This window comes from Intrasporangium calvum DSM 43043, from assembly GCF_000184685.1.
In the GTDB taxonomy this organism is placed as follows: domain Bacteria; phylum Actinomycetota; class Actinomycetes; order Actinomycetales; family Dermatophilaceae; genus Intrasporangium; species Intrasporangium calvum.
In genome coordinates, this window is sequence record NC_014830.1 from 1,996,108 (window position 1) to 2,013,792 (window position 17,685).

General features: G+C 71.2%; 16 protein-coding genes. 13 read left to right on the top strand and 3 right to left on the bottom strand.

Going from position 1 to position 17,685, the window contains the following annotated elements:
• Nucleotides 1-26: 26 nt before the first annotated feature.
• The 4 genes from dop to prcA all read left to right on the top strand — a co-directional run bounded on the left by dop (nt 27) and on the right by prcA (nt 3,669).
• A complete protein-coding gene (gene dop / locus INTCA_RS08955) occupies nt 27-1,547 on the top strand; it encodes a depupylase/deamidase Dop (protein WP_041308570.1) in 1,521 nt (506 codons plus the stop codon).
• A 228-nt stretch (nt 1,548-1,775) separates the two neighbouring features.
• Nucleotides 1,776-1,982 (top strand): ubiquitin-like protein Pup, encoded by a 207-nt coding sequence (locus tag INTCA_RS08960; protein WP_013492596.1) that lies wholly within the window; start codon nt 1,776-1,778, stop codon nt 1,980-1,982.
• The gene (gene prcB / locus INTCA_RS08965; RefSeq protein ID WP_013492597.1) at nt 1,979-2,812 is read left to right on the top strand and encodes a proteasome subunit beta; all 834 of its coding nucleotides are present in this window, start codon (nt 1,979-1,981) and stop codon (nt 2,810-2,812) included. Before INTCA_RS08960 ends, prcB begins: the two co-directional genes overlap by 4 nt.
• Nucleotides 2,809-3,669, top strand: coding sequence for a proteasome subunit alpha (gene prcA / locus INTCA_RS08970; RefSeq protein ID WP_013492598.1), 861 nt, complete (start codon nt 2,809-2,811; stop codon nt 3,667-3,669). Before prcB ends, prcA begins: the two co-directional genes overlap by 4 nt.
• Nucleotides 3,670-3,794: 125 nt before the next feature.
• Here the strand turns inward: prcA and INTCA_RS18655 are convergent, their stop codons facing one another.
• Nucleotides 3,795-4,925 (bottom strand): DivIVA domain-containing protein, encoded by a 1,131-nt coding sequence (locus INTCA_RS18655; protein ID WP_013492599.1) that lies wholly within the window; start codon nt 4,923-4,925, stop codon nt 3,795-3,797.
• Nucleotides 4,926-5,017: 92 nt separating this feature from the next.
• Nucleotides 5,018-6,043, bottom strand: a complete 1,026-nt coding sequence (locus INTCA_RS08985) for an NAD-dependent epimerase/dehydratase family protein (RefSeq protein ID WP_013492600.1) — start codon at nt 6,041-6,043, stop codon at nt 5,018-5,020.
• Nucleotides 6,044-6,122: 79 nt separating this feature from the next.
• On the opposite strand from INTCA_RS08985, the gene pafA reads away from it, so the two are divergent.
• The 3 genes from pafA (at nt 6,123) to INTCA_RS09000 (ending at nt 9,114) form a co-directional block, all read left to right on the top strand.
• On the top strand, nt 6,123-7,514 hold the full coding sequence (pafA, locus tag INTCA_RS08990; RefSeq protein ID WP_013492601.1) for a Pup--protein ligase: 1,392 nt from the start codon (nt 6,123-6,125) through the stop codon (nt 7,512-7,514).
• Between the two features lie 120 nt (nt 7,515-7,634).
• Nucleotides 7,635-8,663 (top strand): FKBP-type peptidyl-prolyl cis-trans isomerase, encoded by a 1,029-nt coding sequence (locus INTCA_RS08995; protein ID WP_013492602.1) that lies wholly within the window; start codon nt 7,635-7,637, stop codon nt 8,661-8,663.
• Between the two features lie 64 nt (nt 8,664-8,727).
• On the top strand, nt 8,728-9,114 hold the full coding sequence (locus INTCA_RS09000) for an FKBP-type peptidyl-prolyl cis-trans isomerase (protein ID WP_013492603.1): 387 nt from the start codon (nt 8,728-8,730) through the stop codon (nt 9,112-9,114).
• Nucleotides 9,115-9,258: 144 nt separating this feature from the next.
• On the opposite strand, the gene INTCA_RS09005 is transcribed toward INTCA_RS09000, so the two are convergent.
• Entirely contained in the window at nt 9,259-10,362 is a 1,104-nt protein-coding gene (locus INTCA_RS09005; protein ID WP_013492604.1) for a DUF3866 family protein, read from the bottom strand.
• Between the two features lie 101 nt (nt 10,363-10,463).
• Between INTCA_RS09005 and INTCA_RS09010 the strand changes: the two genes are divergently transcribed.
• The 6 genes from INTCA_RS09010 (at nt 10,464) to INTCA_RS09035 (ending at nt 17,649) form a co-directional block, all read left to right on the top strand.
• Nucleotides 10,464-11,492 (top strand): helix-turn-helix transcriptional regulator, encoded by a 1,029-nt coding sequence (locus INTCA_RS09010; RefSeq protein ID WP_013492605.1) that lies wholly within the window; start codon nt 10,464-10,466, stop codon nt 11,490-11,492.
• Nucleotides 11,489-12,517, top strand: a complete 1,029-nt coding sequence (locus tag INTCA_RS09015) for a helix-turn-helix transcriptional regulator (protein ID WP_013492606.1) — start codon at nt 11,489-11,491, stop codon at nt 12,515-12,517. Before INTCA_RS09010 ends, INTCA_RS09015 begins: the two co-directional genes overlap by 4 nt.
• Nucleotides 12,518-12,643: 126 nt before the next feature.
• Nucleotides 12,644-12,979 (top strand): Sec-independent protein translocase subunit TatA, encoded by a 336-nt coding sequence (tatA, locus tag INTCA_RS09020; protein WP_013492607.1) that lies wholly within the window; start codon nt 12,644-12,646, stop codon nt 12,977-12,979.
• A 54-nt stretch (nt 12,980-13,033) separates the two neighbouring features.
• The gene (gene tatC / locus INTCA_RS09025) at nt 13,034-13,846 is read left to right on the top strand and encodes a twin-arginine translocase subunit TatC (RefSeq protein ID WP_234423981.1); all 813 of its coding nucleotides are present in this window, start codon (nt 13,034-13,036) and stop codon (nt 13,844-13,846) included.
• A 10-nt stretch (nt 13,847-13,856) separates the two neighbouring features.
• Nucleotides 13,857-14,795, top strand: coding sequence for a diacylglycerol/lipid kinase family protein (locus tag INTCA_RS09030; protein WP_013492609.1), 939 nt, complete (start codon nt 13,857-13,859; stop codon nt 14,793-14,795).
• Entirely contained in the window at nt 14,770-17,649 is a 2,880-nt protein-coding gene (locus tag INTCA_RS09035; RefSeq protein ID WP_013492610.1) for a DEAD/DEAH box helicase, read from the top strand. The genes INTCA_RS09030 and INTCA_RS09035 overlap by 26 nt, the downstream gene beginning before the upstream one ends.
• Nucleotides 17,650-17,685: the final 36 nt, after the last annotated feature.

Consider the following 17,685-nt stretch of genomic DNA (forward strand, 5'->3'; position numbering starts at 1 on the left):
CGGATGCTGTGGTTATGGTCTCGACCATGACGGTACGGCGGATCATGGGCCTCGAGACCGAGTTCGGCATCTCGGTCCCCGGCGACCCGTTGGCCAACCCGATGTTCCTCTCCGGCCAGGTGGTCAGCGTCTACGCAGCGGCCCACGGGATCCGGTCCAACCAGTCCAGCTGGGACTACGCCTTCGAGGACCCCCTCCAGGACGCCCGCGGCTGGCACCTCGACCGTGACACGGCCGACCCGAGCCAGCTGACCGACATCGAGGACCCGACCCTGGCCAACGTCGTGCTGCCCAACGGCGCGCGCTACTACGTCGACCACGCCCACCCCGAGTACAGCTCGCCCGAGGTCACCGTCCCTCGGGATGCGATCCGCTGGGACCGCGCCGGAGACGCCATCGCCCTCGAGTCGGTGCGCCTGCTCGCAGAACGCCCCGGACAGGCACCGGTCAACCTCTACAAGAACAACGCCGACGGCAAGGGCCAGTCCTACGGCACCCACGAGAACTACCTCATGCCGCGGCGCACGCCGTTCCCCGACATCGTCCGCCACCTGATCCCCTTCTTCGTGACCCGACAGGTCGTGTGCGGCGCGGGCCGGGTCGGGCTCGGCGTCGACTCCCGAGGGGCCGGATTCCAGATCTCGCAGCGGGCCGACTTCTTCGAGACGGAGGTCGGGCTCGAGACGACGCTCAAGCGGCCGATCATCAACACCCGCGACGAGCCGCACGCCGTGGCGGACCGCTACCGGCGCCTGCACGTCATCATCGGCGACGCCAACCTCCTCGACGTCGCCACCCTGCTCAAGGTGGGCACGACCTCGCTCGTGCTCGGGATGATCGAGGACGGTCACCTCCGGGCCGACTGGTCCGTCCGCCGTCCGGTCGCCGCCCTCCAGCAGATCTCCCACGACCCGACCCTCACGACGACGGTGGAGCTCAACGACGGACGGTCGATGACCGCGCTCGACGTCCAGTGGATGTACCTCGAGGCGGCCAGGGCCTGGCTCGACGGCCGGGCGGACGACCCGGTGCCGGACGCGACGGAGGAGGTCATGCGCTACTGGGAGGACGTCCTGACCCGGCTCGGCGGCGACGTCATGACGGCGGCCGGCCTCGTCGACTGGGTCACCAAGCTGCAGCTGCTCAACGGGTACCGCCAGCGCGACGGGCTGGAGTGGGACGACCACCGGCTCGCCGCCATCGACATCCAGTGGGCCGACGTGCGACCCGAGAAGGGTCTCGTGCACCGCTTGCGCGACCGCGGGCGCACCGTCGAGCTCGTCCCACCGGACGAGGTCCGCGCCGCCCAGGCCTACCCTCCCGAGGACACCCGGGCCTGGTTCCGGGGCAGCTGCGTCCGCCGGTTCACCCCACAGGTCTTCTCCGCCAGCTGGGACTCCGTCGTCTTCGACGTGCCGGGACGGACCACCCTCCAGCGGGTCCCGATCCTCGAACCCGAGCGCGGCACCCGGGAGCAGGTCGGGGAGCTGCTCGACCGCAGCGAGGACGTCGAGACGCTGCTCCGGGCGCTCGCCGCCCCCGAGTGACGACCACCACCACCCGCGACAGAGCCGGCGCCGACCCGCCATCGGCGTGCCACCTGCCTGCCACCTGCCTGCCACCTGCCTGCCACCTGCCTGCCACCTGCCTGCCACCTGCCTGCCACCGACGTGGCAGAGACCCCTGCTCCGCGGCGCACGTGGGACGCCCACGCGGACTGAGCGCGAACGGGTTAGGGTCGGGGTATCGGTGATTCGCGCTCTTTGGAGGTAGCCATGCCGGGCCAGGAACACGCCAGACCGCAGCGCAGGGACGAGGAGCCCCCAGAGGCTCCTGAGCCCCCGCCCGCAGCCCCGGCCGGAGCCGCGGTGAAGGAAGGGCTCCAGGACGACATCGACAGTGTCCTCGACGAGATCGACGGTGTGCTCGAGTCGAACGCCGAGGAGTTCGTCCGCGGTTTCGTCCAGAAGGGCGGCCAGTGAGCGGCCGACCCACCTCCCGCGCCCCCAGGCTCGATGACGCGTTCCTGGCGAGCGGGTCGTCGTCCTTCACCGAGTTCGTGGGCGGGTACCGGCCCGAGCTGCTGCCGTCGGGTCGGCCGCTTCCCGTCGGCGCGAGCATCGAGGCGCCCCACGGCACGACGATCGTCTCCCTCCTGCACGACGGTGGCGTGGTCATGGCCGGCGACCGACGCGCCACGATGGGCAACATCATCGCCAACCGCGACATGGAGAAGGTCTTCATCGCCGACGGCTACAGCGTCGTCGGCATCGCGGGCACCGCGGGCATCGCCGTCGAGCTGATCCGGCTCTACCAGGTCGAGCTCGAGCACTACGAGAAGATCGAGGGGGCCATCATGTCCCTCGAGGGCAAGGCCAACCGCCTCGCTTCCATGATCCGGGGCAACCTCGCGCTCGCCATGCAGGGGCTCACCGTCGTGCCCACCTACGCTGGGTTCGACCTCGACAAGGGCATCGGGCGGGTCTACTCCTACGACGTGACCGGCGGGTGCTACCTCGAAGGGGGCCACCACTCGAGCGGTTCCGGCTCCCTCTTCGCGCGCGGCGCTCTGAAGAAGCTCTGGCGCCCGGGGATGAGCGAGGAGGCCGCGGTCCGGGTGGCCGTCGAGGCCCTCTACGACGCGGCTGACGACGACTCGGCCACGGGCGGTCCCGACCTGGGCCGGCAGATCTGGCCCACGGTGGCCGTCGTCGACCAGTCCGGAGCGCGCTTCATCGAGGAGCAGGTCCTCGAGGGGCACGTCAGAGCCATCGTCGAGTCCCGCCGCGGCAACCCCGGAGGTGCCCGATGACCATGCCCTTCTACGTCCCGCCCGAGCAGGTGATGAAGGACCGGGCCGACTTCGCCCGCAAGGGCATCGCGCGCGGCCGGTCCGTGGTCGTGCTCGCCTACGACAAGGGCATCGCCTTCGTCGCCGAGAACCCTTCCCGCGCCCTCCACAAGGTCTCGGAGATCTACGACCGGATCGCCTTCGCGGCCGTCGGTCGCTACAACGAGTTCGAGTCCCTTCGCGTCGCCGGCATCCGCTACGCAGACCTGCGCGGCTACTCCTACGACCGCACCGACGTGACCGCCCGAGCGCTGGCCAACACCTACGCGCAGACCCTCGGTGCCGTCTTCACCCAGGAGTCCAAGCCCTTCGAGATCGAGATCGTCGTCGCGGAGGTGGGTGCCCGGGTCGAGCACGACCAGATCTTCCGGCTCACCTACGACGGCTCCGTCGCCGACGAGCGAGGGTTCGTCGTGATGGGCGGGGCCAGCGACCAGGCCGAGGAGGCCCTGGCCGAGCGCTGGCGTCCCGGCCTCAGCCTCGGGGAGGCGCTACGGCTGGCGGTGGACGTGCTCGCCGTGTCGCCCGACGGAGGCGAGCCCCGCGCGCTCGGCGCGGACCAGCTCGAGGTGGCCGTCCTCGACCGGCAACGACCCCGTCGAACGTTCCGCCGCGTGGTCGGGCCGCTCCTCGAACGGCTGCTGAGCCGAGACAACCCGATGTCCGACGCGCCCGTCGACGAGGCCCACCCAGGTCACCCTGAGGTTCTCAGTGGTGAGTCGGATTCCGACGTGCCGGCACCGCCCCTGGGCCACGACAACGCCGGTCCGTCCGACGACGGACAGGGCCGCGACGACGGGCCCACGCAGCCGAGCTGAGCCGAGCCGGATGGTCGGGAATCTCGGGCCTACCCAGCCGCCACGTCGACGCCGTCCGGTCCTGGTGGGCCGGACGGCGTCGTGGGTGACGCGGCGGTCGAGCGAGACGACCTCGACGCGGAGACTCAGCTGCTGCGCGCGGGCTCCCGCGACGAGGTCGGCTGCTCCTCGTCGCGATCCTCGCCGTTGCCTTCTGAGCCGTGGTCCGGCATCGGGATCGCCTGCATGACGATGGTCGTGTCGGCCGCGGACGGCTCGGCCACAGTGGACTGCTGCGCCGCCTGCTGAGAGGCGTCCTCCTGGACCGGCGCCTGTTGAGCAGGCGGCTGAGGGGGGGCGGGAAGGGCGTCTGCCGAGCTGCCGCCGCCGAGGGTGGAGAGCATCTGGCGGACGTTGGACAGCTGCGCGGTGATGGCGTCGCGCTGCGCGGTGGACGCGGCCAGCTCGCGTTCGGACTCCTCACGGAGCCGGCCCGCGTGGTCCCGGGCCTCGCCGATGATGAGATCCGCCTGCGACTGGGCCCCGTTGAGGATTGCCTGGGCGCGGCCACGCAGCTCGGCCGCCTCCTGCTCGGAGCGCTCACGCAGCTGCCTCGCCTGGCGCTCCGCCTCGACGAGCGTGGCCTCGAGGGCCTGCCGGCGCGCCTCGAACTCCTTGTCGGCCTGCTCACGCCGGTGGGCGAGCGTCGTCTCCAGCTCGGCTGTGGCGGCGGCTGCCTTGGCGCGGTGTGACTCGTACTCGGCGGCAGACTCCTGCCGCTGGGCCGAGGCGACGCTCTGTGCCTCCGCGATGATCGCCTGGGCCTCGCGGTTGGCCTGGGCGACGACCCGCTGAGCCTCTTCGTCGGCTCGGGCCTTGGCCTGCTCCGCGTAGGCGCTGGTGGTGTTCTTCAGCTCGCCGGCCGCGTTGTTGGCGCGTTCGCGGATGTGGTCGGCCTCCATGGCAGCCCGGGTGCGCATCTCGGCGGCCTCGGCGTCGGCGAGGGCCAGGATCTGACCCACGCGCTCACCGAGCTCGGTGTAGGTCTGACCCTGCGTGGGGGCCGACTTCTTCAGGTCGGCCATGGCGCGCGACTGTTGGGCCAGCTGCCCTCGGAGGTCGGCCAGCTGGGCATTGAGCTTGGTCAGCTCGACGCTGCGCTCGGAGGCGTCCTTCTTGGCCGCCTGCAGAGTTCGGTTCTGCGTCTCGAGGAACGCGTCGACCTCCTCCGGCTCGTATCCGCGTCGGGAGAACTTGAAGTTGGGTCTGTCGATCATGGCCATCCAAGAGGGAGTGTGGAGGTGGGCGTCGGAAGGGGGGCTTGGCCATTGTTACAGGCCCCGCCAAATCGAGACAGGGGTGGTCGGCTTCAACGCCGCGCCGTGCGGTCCTCGGCCGCCAGGGCGGTGATGGCGGCCAGCTCGTCAGCTCGGGAGAGCCCCGCCCGGGACCGCGGACGGCTCGTCCCCAGCTGCCTCTCCCACGCGAGCGCGTCGGTGACCGAGGCCTCGAGGGGCCGGGTCGTCAGACCGGCCGTGGTCGCCGCGGCGGCGCTCCGGTCCATGAACGCCTGCCACTCCGGGTCATGCAGCCACAAGGGGAGCGAGCGAGGCCCCATGAACTCCTCGACGCCCTGACGAGCCAGGGCGGCAGGGTCCGCGTTGACGATGTCACCGGAGAAGCCGGCGACCCGGGCGGCGGTGCCGAGCACCTCCCGGAGCGACCGAGGAGTGCCGACGGCGTTGACGGTGCCGGTGGTACCGGCCAGTCCTGCGGAGACGAGCCAAGCAGCCAGATCCCCGACGTCGACCCACTGCACCGGCTGGTCGGGGTGGTCGGGGGCGAGGACGGGACCTCCGTCCTGCGCGGCGTCCGCGAAGCGGGCCGGCCAGTAGCCGAACCGCTCGCTCGGGTCGCCGTGGCCGACGATGAGGCCGCTGCGAGCGATGAGGGCGTCCCCACCCCTGACCCCTCGGACGGCCAGCTCGCAGGCGACCTTGCCCTCGCCGTACTGCTCCGGCGTCCCGGTCTCCGCCTCCAGGGCCTGCAGGAGTGCGGCCGACTCGTCGGCTCCGGGCTCGTCATGCCGGGCGTAGACCGAGCACGAGCTGACGAACACCCAGGACGACGTCCGGTCGGCGAGGGCCCGCACGGCGCCGCGGACGTGCCCGGGTTGCCGCGCCACGTCCACGACGAGGTCCCACCCGGCGTGCGTTCCCAGCGCCGCGTAGGCGGCGGAGTCACCCCGGTCAGCGGCAACCCACCGTGCGCCATCGGGAACCTCACCCGACACACCCCTCGCCAGGCAGGTCACGTCGTGACCCAGCGAGAGGGCGTGGGCCGCCACTGCGCCGCCGAGCCAGCTGGTACCGCCGAGGACGAGGATCGAGGCCATGGAGCGAGCACACCACTGGCACCGCGCCGCCGTCCACGACGTTCGCGCTGAGCCGAGAACCGGTGCTTAGAGTTGGTCCATGGAGCGGCGAATCTTCGGGATCGAGAACGAGTACGGCGTCACCTGCACGACGCAGGGCCAGCGCAGGCTCACGCCCGACGAGGTCGCGCGGTACCTCTTTCGTCGCGTCGTGGCCTGGGGCCGGTCGAGCAACGTGTTCCTCGGCAACGGGGCCCGTCTCTACCTCGACGTCGGCTCGCACCCCGAGTACGCCACGGCCGAGTGCGACTCCGTGCGAGAGCTCGTCATCCAGGACAAGGCGGGGGAGCGGATCCTCGAGGGGCTGGTCGAGGACGCCCAGGCGCGCCTGCAGGACGACGGCGTCGAGGGCGAGATCTTCGTCTTCAAGAACAACACCGACTCTGCCGGGAACTCCTACGGCTGCCATGAGAACTACCTCTTCGGCCGCACCGGCGACTTCCAGCGGGTGTCCGACATGTTCATCCCCTTCCTCATCAGCCGACAGATCACGAGCGGGGCGGGCAAGGTCGTCGCCACCGCCCACGGCGCCAACTTCGCGGTGAGCCAGCGCGCCGACCACATCTGGGAAGGGGTCTCCTCGGCGACGACCCGGTCGCGGCCGATCATCAACACGAGGGACGAGCCGCACGCCGACGCAGAGCGCTACCGGCGGCTGCACGTCATCGTCGGCGACTCGAACATGTCCGAGACGACCAGCCTGCTCAAGGTGGGCTCGGCGGACCTCGTGCTGCGGCTCATCGAGCAGGGCGTGGTGATGCGGGACCTGACCCTGGAGAACCCGATCCGGGCGATCCGGACGATGAGCCATGACCCGACCGGGCGCGCGACGGTGCGGCTCGCCAACGGAAGGGAGCTGTCGGCCCTCGACCTCCAGCGAGAGTACTTCGAGAAGGCGTCGGAGCTCGTCGACCGTGAGGGGATGGGGTCCTCGGACACGAAGCAGGTCCTGGACCTGTGGGGGCGCACGCTGGAGGCGGTCGGCTCGGGTGACCTCGACTCCATCGCGACCGAGATCGACTGGGTGATCAAGCTCCGCCTCATCGAGCGCTACCGCGCCCGTCACGGACTGGGCATGTCCGATCCGCGGGTGCTCCAACTGGACCTCGCGTACCACGACATCAACCGCTCGAGGGGCCTGTTCTACCTGCTCCAGAAACGAGGTCTGGCGGCCCGGGTCTCGTCCGACATCGAGGTCTTCGCTGCCAAGGTGCGCCCGCCCCAGACGACCCGGGCCAAGCTGCGGGGAGACTTCATCCGGGCCGCCCAGGCACATGGCCGGGACTTCACCGTGGACTGGGTCCATCTCAAGCTCAACGACCAAGCCCAGCGCACGGTCCTGTGCAAGGACCCGTTCCGGGCCGTGGACGAGCGGGTCGAGCGGCTCATGGACACCATCTCCCGCTCTCCGGAGGTGCCCCGGAGCCTGTGACCGCCGGCCAACCGGGTCCCGGCGGCCGCTGCTGACGCCGGTCACAAGGAGGCGGGTTACAGTGACCGGGGCCTTCCTTGGGGTGGGCCGATCGACCATTCCACGACCGAAAGCGTTCCTGTGCGAATTCGAACCGCCGCGACGGCTGCCGTCGCCGTCCTCGGCCTGTCCGTCCTGTCCGCGTGCGGCCAGTCCGAACCCGGCACGCCCGCTGCAACCGGCACCCCTGCCAGCACCCCTGCCAGCACGGCGTCGGCCGCCCCCGCCCCGGTGGACACCCCCGACGCCCTCGCGGGCGTCACGGCATCGGGCCCGGTCGACTTCAAGACCGCCCCGAAGGTCGACCTGGGCAAGACCCCCATCTCCACGACGTCCGTGCAGCGCCGAGTGCTGACGCCGGGCACGGGCACCGCGGCGACGAAGGAGGACACCGTCAGCATCCGGGCGCAGATCTACAACGGCGCGTCCGGCAAGCTGCTCGACGACGGCTTCGGGAAGGGTCGTATCGACGAGGGTTACCGACTGGGTCGGACCGACCTGCTCGCCGGGTTCACCGAGGGCCTCGTGGGCGCCCAGGAGGGCGCGCGGGTCGCGTTCACGATCCCGCCGGCCAAGGGTTTCGGTGACAGCGGCAACGCCCAGCTCGGCGTCGGCGGCACCGACACCATCGTCGTCATCGCCGACGTGTCGGACGTCCACCGCGGGCTCACGCAGCTCGAGGGCACGGGGTCCGCGAGCCCGGCCGGCTTCCCCACGGTCGAGTTCTCCGAGGGCAACGCCAAGGCCCCCAAGGTGACCATCCCCAAGGGCGATGCCCCGAAGGAGACGCGTGAGGCGACGCTCATCGAGGGCACCGGCCCCGTCGTCAAGGAGGGGCAGTTCATCGCGGCGCACTATCACGGCCTGCTCTGGAAGGACGGTTCCGTCTTCGACTCGTCGTGGGAGCGTGGATCCGTCGCGGACTTCCCGATCGGCATCGGCGCCGTCATCCCGGGCTGGGACGACACGCTCGTCGGCAAGAAGGTCGGCAGCCGCGTGCTCCTCGTCATCCCGCCGAAGGACGGGTACGGCGAGCAGGGCAACCCCAACGGTGGGATCAGTGGCACGGACACGCTCGTCTTCGTCGTCGACATCCTCGACGCCTACTGACCGGACCGGCGACCAGCCGCTGACAGACTGGGGCGTGCCCTCACGCTCCGAGGAAGGACATCGCATGCCACTCGACCCAGACCGCACGAAGCCGGAGATCGACTTCCCCGAGGGTGAGCCGCCCACGGACCTCGTCATCGAGGACGTCATCGAGGGCGACGGGCGCGAAGCCAGGGCCGGCGACACCGTGAGCGCCCACTACGTCGGCGTCGCCCACTCGACCGGTGAGGAGTTCGACTCGTCGTGGAACCGCGGCGCCCCGCTCGACTTCCGGCTCGGGGTGGGCATGGTCATCCCCGGCTGGGACCGGGGCATCGAGGGCATGAAGGTCGGTGGCCGGCGCAAGCTGACGATCCCTTCGCACCTCGCCTACGGTGACCGGGGCGCGGGTGCGGCGATCGCGCCGGGGGAGACGCTCATCTTCGTCGTCGACCTCGACGACGTGCGCTGACCCAGATCGAGCCGTATGCCGCTGGGCTCGCTCCCAGCAGCCCCTCCCACCGCGCAACACACCCGCTCATCGACTGACCAGGCCTGCTCCAGGCGGCACCTGCAGTCGGTAGGCGGGTGTGTTGCGTTGGGGAGGGGGGTGCGGTCAGCGGGGGCGCGGCGTGATGAGGGCGGCTGCGTGTCGTCCGGCCGCGGCGGCGGTGAGGAATGACAGCCGGTCCTCGTCGAGGCCGCGCCCCATCGTCGACAACCGGACCGGGGCGCTCCGCAGCGCGTCCTCGAGGCCCTCGCAGTCCACCTCGACGAGCCGCAGCCGACCGCCCGTGGAGCTGCAGAGCGCCTGCGCCTGGCTGTGCACGTAGCGGGCCAGGTCCTCGGTGAGCCGGGGGACCGGCACGTCGGCCGGGACCAGTGCCACCCGCCCGTAGGCCGTCGAGCTGTGGTGCGACAGCCCCCGGTGCCGCGGGCGCTGGTCCGCCTCCGAGACCCGCAGGGACGCCACCGGCCGACCGCCCAGCACCCCGGCCGCGTTCACCGCCTCCCCGGCAGAGGTGCCGGAGAACCCCCACCGCGTCCCCGTCCCGAGGTTGCCCGGGCCCTGCGCGACCACCGTCACGTCGGCCTCGACGACGAGGTGTGCAGTGAGGAGCCCGGTGTGCACGTTGACCGCCTCCAGGTCGCCCCCGTAGGCCTGGCCGACGGTGATGCACGCCTCGAGCCACCCGGAGTCCCGGAGGCCCGCCACCGTGCGCGAGAAGTCCGCGGGCAGCGCGCCGCCGTCGGTCATCACGTAGGCGACCCGTGTCGTCGGCGCGGACGCCCGCAGACCTGCAATGACTGCCGGCAGTGCGGAGTGGAGGTCCGCGACGACGACCGGCATGCCACCGAGGTCATCCGCGTCGCGCAGACGCTCGTGCTCCGGGCTGTCCTGCTCGTCGACCCCGAGCACCATGGTCTGGACCGATGTGTACCGGGCCTTGACGAGGTGACCGGCCACCTGCTCGAGGTCGACCGGCGCGGGCAGGTGGTCCGGGGCGGCGACCACGATCGCGAACCCGCCGGTTCCCAGGCCACGCTCGAGCGCGGTGGTGTTGAGCAGCACCCGCGCACCGACCGGCAGGTCACCGACGTTCTCGACGTAGCCGAGCGCTCGGACGGTGTCACCGGAAGCGAGCTCAGCGGCATACGCCACGGTTCCCGCCCAGCGTGACTGGACCTCGGTGATGACTGCCGACCGCCACTGCATCATGCCCGGACCCTACCGACGACACACGTCCGCGCGTGGCCCGAGGAGTCAGGTAGCGTCGGACTGCGCCCGGCAGGGCGACCCAGCAACTGAGGAAGGTGGCCATGAGCGCAACGTCCGCGTCGGCGGAGAAGACCGAGCGGCTGCTCAACCTCATCCTCGCGCTCAAGTCGACCCGACGCCCGATCCCCAAGGACAAGCTGCGCGCCGCCCTCCCCGCCTACGCCGAGGCTCCGTCCGACGAAGCCTTCGACCGGATGTTCGAGCGGGACAAGGACGAGCTGCGCGAGATGGGTATCCCCATCACGACGACCGTCGTCGACGTCCTCTTCGACGACGAGGTCGGCTACCGCATCGACTCGAGCGAGACCTCGCTGCCCGAGATCAGCTTCGAGCCCGACGAGGTGGCCGCCCTCGCCCTGGCCGCCCGCGCCTGGTCCACGGCCAGCGTCTCCGGGACCGCGACCGCTGGGCTGCGCAAGCTGCGACTCGCCGGCGTGGAGATCGACGAGTCGCTCGCCGCCGGCGTCGAGCCCCGGATCCGCACGACGGAGCCGGCCTTCGACCCGGTGCGCGTCGCTCTCTCCGCCCGGCAGCCCATCACCTTCGAGTACCAAAAGAACGACGGCTCCGTCGACCTGCGCCACGTCCGGCCGTGGGCGCTCAAGCACTGGCACGGTCGCTGGTACCTCACGGCATACGACGTCGACCGCGGAGCGGAGCGTGCGTTTCGACTGAGCCGCGTCGTCGGCCCCGTCCGGAAGAAGGGCCGGGCCGGCTCCTACGAGGTCCCCGCCGACCACGTGCCCGAGGTGTCCCTCGCCGCCCAGGCTCCCGAGCCCGTCGGCACGGCGACGATCCGCCTCCGCCACGGCCGAGGGCACCTGCTGCGCCAGGCCGCGACGCGCACCCGCGACATCGACCACCGCTGGACCGAGGTGGAGGTGCCCTACGAACGCGGCCGGACCGAGCGCGACATCGCAGCCCTCGGCAGCCACGCCGTCGCCGTCGCACCCGTTGAGCTCGTCGACGGGGTGCGCGAGGCGCTGCAGCGCGTCCTCGAGTCCCACTCGGGCCGGCTGCCCCAGGACGAGCGGGCGGCGGCACCGCGAGTAGGGGAGCAGGCCCCATGACCGACAAGCGCCTGAACGAACGACGGACCGCCCTCCCGCGCACCGCCGCGCCGCGCGCGCGGACGGCATCCGAGACCGCGACCCAACGGCTCGGCCGCCTGCTCGACCTCGTGCCGTGGCTGCTGCGCCACCAGGGCGTCAGCCTCGAGGAGGCCGCGCGTGAGTTCTCGGTCAGCCCCCGGCAGATCGAGTCCGACCTCGAGCTGCTGTTCCTCTGCGGCACACCCGGCTACACCCATGCCGAGCTCATCGACGCCCAGTGGGACGACGGCCACATCTACCTCGCCAACGCCGACGACATCGCCGCCCCCATGCGCCTCACCCGGGACGAGGCGGTCACGCTCACCGCGGGCCTGCAGGCGCTCAGCTCCATCCTCGTCAACTCCGAGATCGCCGACCGGACCCTCGCGAAGCTGCGCGCCGCCACGACCGCCGCCGATCCCGGCGGAGGGCAGATCGCACTCGACCTCGACGACGGCAGCCAGCACGCTGTCATGACGCAGCTCAAGGAGGCGCTCGCCGGCCGGCGACGAGTCCACCTCAGCTACTACGTCGCCACGCGCGACGAGACGACGGAGCGCGACGTCGACCTCATGCGCATCGTCAATCTCGACGGACAGTGGTACCTCGAGGGGTGGTGCCACCGGGCGGGGGGCGTCCGGTTCTTCCGCGTCGACCGAGTCGCGGCAGCCACCGTCCTCGACGTGGACGGCACGCCGCCGCCCGAGGCCACCCCACGCGACCTCGACGAGGAGGTCTTCGTCCCCAGCGACAGCGACCTGACCGTGGAGATCGAGACGTCGCCCCAGGCGGCCTGGATCGCGGACTACTACCCGAACGAGGGCGTGCGGCGCAGCGCCAACGGTTCGGTCAGGGTGACGCTCAAGGTGGCCGACCCGGCCCTGGTCCGGCGCCTCATGCTCCGCCTCGGGGGCGACGCCAAGGTGGTCTCGCCAGCTGAGCTGGCCATTGCCGTGGCCGACGAGGCGCAGGCCGCGCTGGCCCCCTATGAGACGACCGCGTGACCACGTGACTCCAGAGGTATGATGTCTCCATTGTTCACGTGCCCCACGTATGCTGGTCACCTGTAGCGCACATGCTGCAACGAGCGGCCCCATGAACGCGGGTCCTGACGTCTGAGGAGACGACACATGCCCAACCTGGGTGCCCCAGAGCTCATCGTCATCGCGGTCATCATCATCGCCCTCTTCGGCTGGAAGCGGCTCCCGGACATGGCCCGCAGCCTGGGCCGCTCGGCGCGGGTCTTCAAGTCCGAGGTCGACGAGATGAAGAAGGACGGCAAGACCCCGTCCGAGGCGGCCCAGAGCACCGTCCGTGGCGACGTCGTCGATGACGAGGCCCGCCGTCGCGTGGCCGAGGCCGAGGCCGAGGCCAGGACCGCAGAGGCGCGCGCCAAGGAAGCCGAGGCGCGCGCTGCCGAGGCTCGCGCGGACGCCGACCGGTTCCGGAGCGACCCTTCCCTCTGAGGCGCCGACACCACGCCTGAGACCCGCCCCGACGATCGAAGACCGAAGCCACTGATGCCGTCGCTGTTGCGCAAACGCAATCCCGAGGGACGGATGTCCCTCGCCGACCACCTGCGCGAGCTGCGCAACCGCGTCATGCTGGCCGGGGGAGCGGTCCTGGCCGGCGCCGTTCTCGGCTGGATCTACTACGACCGGATCATCAACCAGCTGATCCAGCCCCTCAAGGACGTCGCCGCCCAGCGTGGGGAGGCCGGGCTGGTCAACATCAACTTCGGGACGATGACGGACGCGTTCGCCATCAAGCTGACCGTCGCGCTCTTCGTCGGCCTGATCCTCGCGTCGCCCGTGTGGCTCATGCAGATCTGGGGTTTCGTCGTCCCGGGCCTGACGAAGAAGGAGAAGCGGGTCACCCGGCTGTTCGTCGTCGCCGCCGTGCCGCTCTTCGTGGCCGGCTGCGCCGCCGCGTTCGTCATGGTGCCGAAGGCCGTCGCCGTCCTCCTCGACTTCACACCGGCCGGTGCCTTCAACATCCAGGACGCGTCGCTCTACCTGTCCTTCGTCCTGAAGTTCATCATCGCCTTCGGGTGCGCCTTCCTGCTCCCCGTCTTCCTCATCTGTTTCAACATCATCGGTCTGCTCACGGGCCGGGCCATGCTCAAGGCGTGGCGGCCCGCCGTGATGGTCATCTTCGTGTTCGCCGCGGTGATGACGCCGACTCCCGACGCGTTCACCATGCTCTTCATGGCCTCGCCGATGATCGTCCTCTACTTCGCCTCGGTCGGGGTGGCCTTCGTGCTCGACCGGAAGAAGCAGGCGAACCTCCCCGACTGGCTTGACGTCCCGGACGACCAGGCATCCGCGCTGTAGCGTTCCCGGTGTGCCCCGACGCGTCGCCCTGATCATCAACCCCGCTGCCGGCCGGGGCACTGGCCGGGCCATGGGCGAGGAGACCCGCGGGCGGCTCAGGGCCAACGGCCTCGAGGTGGTCGAGGCCTCCGGCCGGACGTGGGCGGAGTCGGAGGAGCACGCCACGGCAGCCATCCGGGCCGGGGTCGACGCGCTCGTCCTCGTCGGGGGTGACGGCCTCGTGCACCTGGGAGCCAACCTCGTCGCCGGCTCGGAGACGCCGATGGGAGTCGTGGCGGCCGGAACGGGGAACGACTTCGCCCGCAACCTGGGCCTGCCGGTCCGCGACCCCGCCCGAGCCGTCGACCTGATCACGCGGGGGGCGGTCCGGACCATCGATGCCGGCCGGGCCACCGGCCCGAACGGTGAGGTGAAGTGGTTCGCGGGTGTCCTCGGTGCGGGTTTCGACGCGGTCGTCACGGCGCGCGCCGCTCGGATGCGGTGGCCCCGGGGCCAGATGCGGTACAACCTGGCGATCCTGCGTGAGCTACCGGTCTTCAAGCCGATTCCCTACGTCGTCGAGCTCGACGGGCGTCGCATCGAGACGAGCGCCATGCTCGTGGCCGTCGCCAACACCTCCTCCTTCGGCGGCGGCATGATCGTCTGCCCGGACGCCGATCCGACCGACGGCCTCTTCGACGTCCTGCTCGTCCGGGCGATCTCCGTGCCCGCCTTCCTGCGCGTGTTTCCCTCGGTGTACGCCGGAGCACATGTCTCCCACCCTGCGGTGGAGATCCACCGGGCAGCCCGGGTCCGCCTCGAGGCACGGTCGATCCGTTCCCAGGCCGACGGCGAGCCGTTCACCGAGCTCCCGCTCGACATCGAGGTTGTCCCGCGGAGCCTCCGGGTGCTCACTCGACCCACGGCAGGGAGGATGGACAGCGATGAGTTCGACACACGGCTCCGGTGAGGCAGGCGGCTCAAGAGGGCCCGCGCTACGGGAGTTCGCCGCCCAGCTCGAGTTCCCCCTCGACGACTTCCAGGTGGCGGCCTGCCGCGCGGTCGAGGAGGGCCGCGGGGTCCTCGTCGCTGCACCCACGGGCGCGGGCAAGACCGTGGTCGGCGAGTTCGCCGTCCACCTTGCCCTGCAGACCGGCCGCAAGGCCTTCTACACGACACCGATCAAGGCCCTGTCGAACCAGAAGTACGCGGACCTCGTGCGCCGCCACGGCGTCGAACGCGTCGGCCTCCTCACGGGTGACGCCTCCATCAACGGTGAGGCGCCCGTCGTCGTCATGACGACCGAGGTACTGCGCAACATGATGTACGCCGGGTCGAGCACTCTGGAGGGTCTCGGCTGGGTCGTCATGGACGAGGTCCACTACCTCGCCGACCGCTTCCGGGGGGCGGTCTGGGAGGAGGTCATCATCCACCTCCCGCCGGACGTCAGCGTCGTCTCGCTCTCTGCGACGGTCTCCAACGCCGAGGAGTTCGGTGCGTGGCTCGACGAGGTCCGCGGCGACACGGCCGTGATCGTCTCGGAGCACCGGCCGGTCCCGCTGTGGCAGCACATGATGGTCGGCCAGTCGCTCTACGACCTCTTCGTCGAGGAGACGGTGGAACGCCGGGGGAGGGGGGCGGACGAGCCGGTCCGGGCGGAGGTCAGTGTCAACCCGGATCTCGTGCACGCCATCCGCGGCACCGAAGGGCGCGGCGCGTGGGACAGCCACTGGTCGACAAACGGCCGAGGCCGCTCCCGAGGTGGTCGAGGGGGTCCGGGCGGTCGGGGCGCAACCCGCGGTGACGACTGGGGTGGGCGCGGCCGCCGCGGCAGTGAGCAGCGCGGCCCCGGCGGCGGGGAGGCCGCACGCGGCTTCTCCCGAGGGGGGCGACCGGGCGGCGGCGCGACCCGCGCCGAGGTGATCGAGCGGCTCGACCGAGAGGGCCTGTTGCCGGCGATCACGTTCATCTTCAGCCGAGCCGGCTGTGAGGCTGCCGTCGGCCAGCTCCTAGCGAGCGGGATGCGGCTCGTCACCGACGCGCAGGGCGCCGCGAACCGGCGGCTCGTCGAGGAGCGGGTGCAGGGCCTGGCGGAGGAGGACCTCGCGGTGCTCGGCTACTGGGACTTCGTCGAGGGGATCACCAGAGGTTTCGCAGCGCACCACGCCGGCATGCTGCCGACCTTCCGCGAGATCGTCGAGGAGCTCTTCACCCAGGGCAGGGTCCGGGCGGTCTTCGCGACCGAGACGCTGGCCCTGGGGATCAACATGCCAGCCCGCACCGTCGTGCTCGAGAAGCTCGTCAAGTTCAACGGCGAGAGCCACGTCGACATCACGCCGGCCGAGTACACGCAGCTCACCGGGCGCGCGGGGCGCCGAGGCATCGACATCGAGGGCCACGCGGTGGTGCTCTGGAACCGTGGCCTCGACCCGGAGAGCGTCGCCGGGCTGGCGTCGACCCGCACCTACCCGCTGCGCTCGAGCTTCCGCCCGACGTACAACATGGCGGTCAACCTGGTGCGACAGTTCGGGCGGGACAGCGCAAGGGAGATCCTCGAGACGTCGTTCGCGCAGTTCCAGGCCGACCGCGCCGTGGTCGGCTTCGTCCGCACGGTCCGACGCAACGAGGAGGCGCTCGCGGGCTACGCGGAGTCGATGACGTGCCACCTCGGCGACTTCTCCGAGTACGCCGCGATGCGCAACGAGATCCGCACCATCGAGAAGGAGGGTGCCAAGGCGCGCTCCGCGTCGCAGCGCGCCGCGGCGGCGGTGTCGCTGGAGAGCCTCAAGATCGGCGACATCGTGCGGATCCCGAGCGGGCGGTACAGCGGGCTGGCCGTCGTCGTGCTGCCGAACCGGGGCGGTGGCCGCGGCGACGCTCCGTCCCCAGCGGTCGTCACCGAGGACCACCACCTGCGCAGGCTCACCCTCCACGACGTGCCGGCGCCGCTCGAGCCGCTCGGCACGATCCGCGTGCCCAAGCACTTCAACGCCAAGAACCCGAAGGCGCGCCGCGACCTCGCCGCGTCCCTCCGGGCGGCCATGCCGCACGACCCGCCCCGGCCGCGCCGTGCGGTCCCCGAGGACGCCGCCGACACGCGCGTCGACGAGCTGCGCCGGCGGCTGCGCGCGCACCCGTGTCACCAGTGTCCGGATCGAGAGGACCATGCCCGCTGGGCCGAGCGGTGGTGGCGCCTGCAGCGAGAGACCGAGGGTCTCCAGCGCAAGATCGAGGGGCGGACCAACTCGGTGGCCAGGACGTTCGACAAGATCTGCGAGCTCCTCGTCGCCATGGGCTACCTGGGTGAGGGTGGCGAGCAGATCACCGAGCACGGGGAGCGCCTCCGCCAGCTCTACACCGAGAAGGACCTGCTCGCGGCCGAGTGCCTGCGTGAGGGCGTGTGGCGCCAGCTCGACCCGCCGTCCCTTGCCGCTGTCGTCTCGATGCTCATCCACGAGCCCCGTCGGGAGGACGGTGGGCTGGCACCGCGGTGGCCCAACGACGACGTGCGCGAGGCCCATGACCGGATGCTCGCCATCTGGTCCGACCTCGAGGACGCCGAGGGCGCTCTGGCGCTGCCCATGACCGGCGCGCCCGACCCCGGGATCGCCTGGGCGGTGCACCGGTGGGCCAGCGGACGTCCGCTCGAGGAGGTGCTCCGGGGCACCGAGCTGGCCGCCGGTGACTTCGTGCGGCGGTGCAAGCAGATCATCGACCTCCTGGGCCAGCTGACGGACGCCGGGGACCGAGAGCTCCAGCGGGTCGCGAGGAAGGCGAGCGACGCCGTGCTGCGCGGGGTCGTGGCTGCTGACCGGCTCGACTGAGCCGAGCCAGAAGGTGCCGGGGCGGAGAAGGTGCCG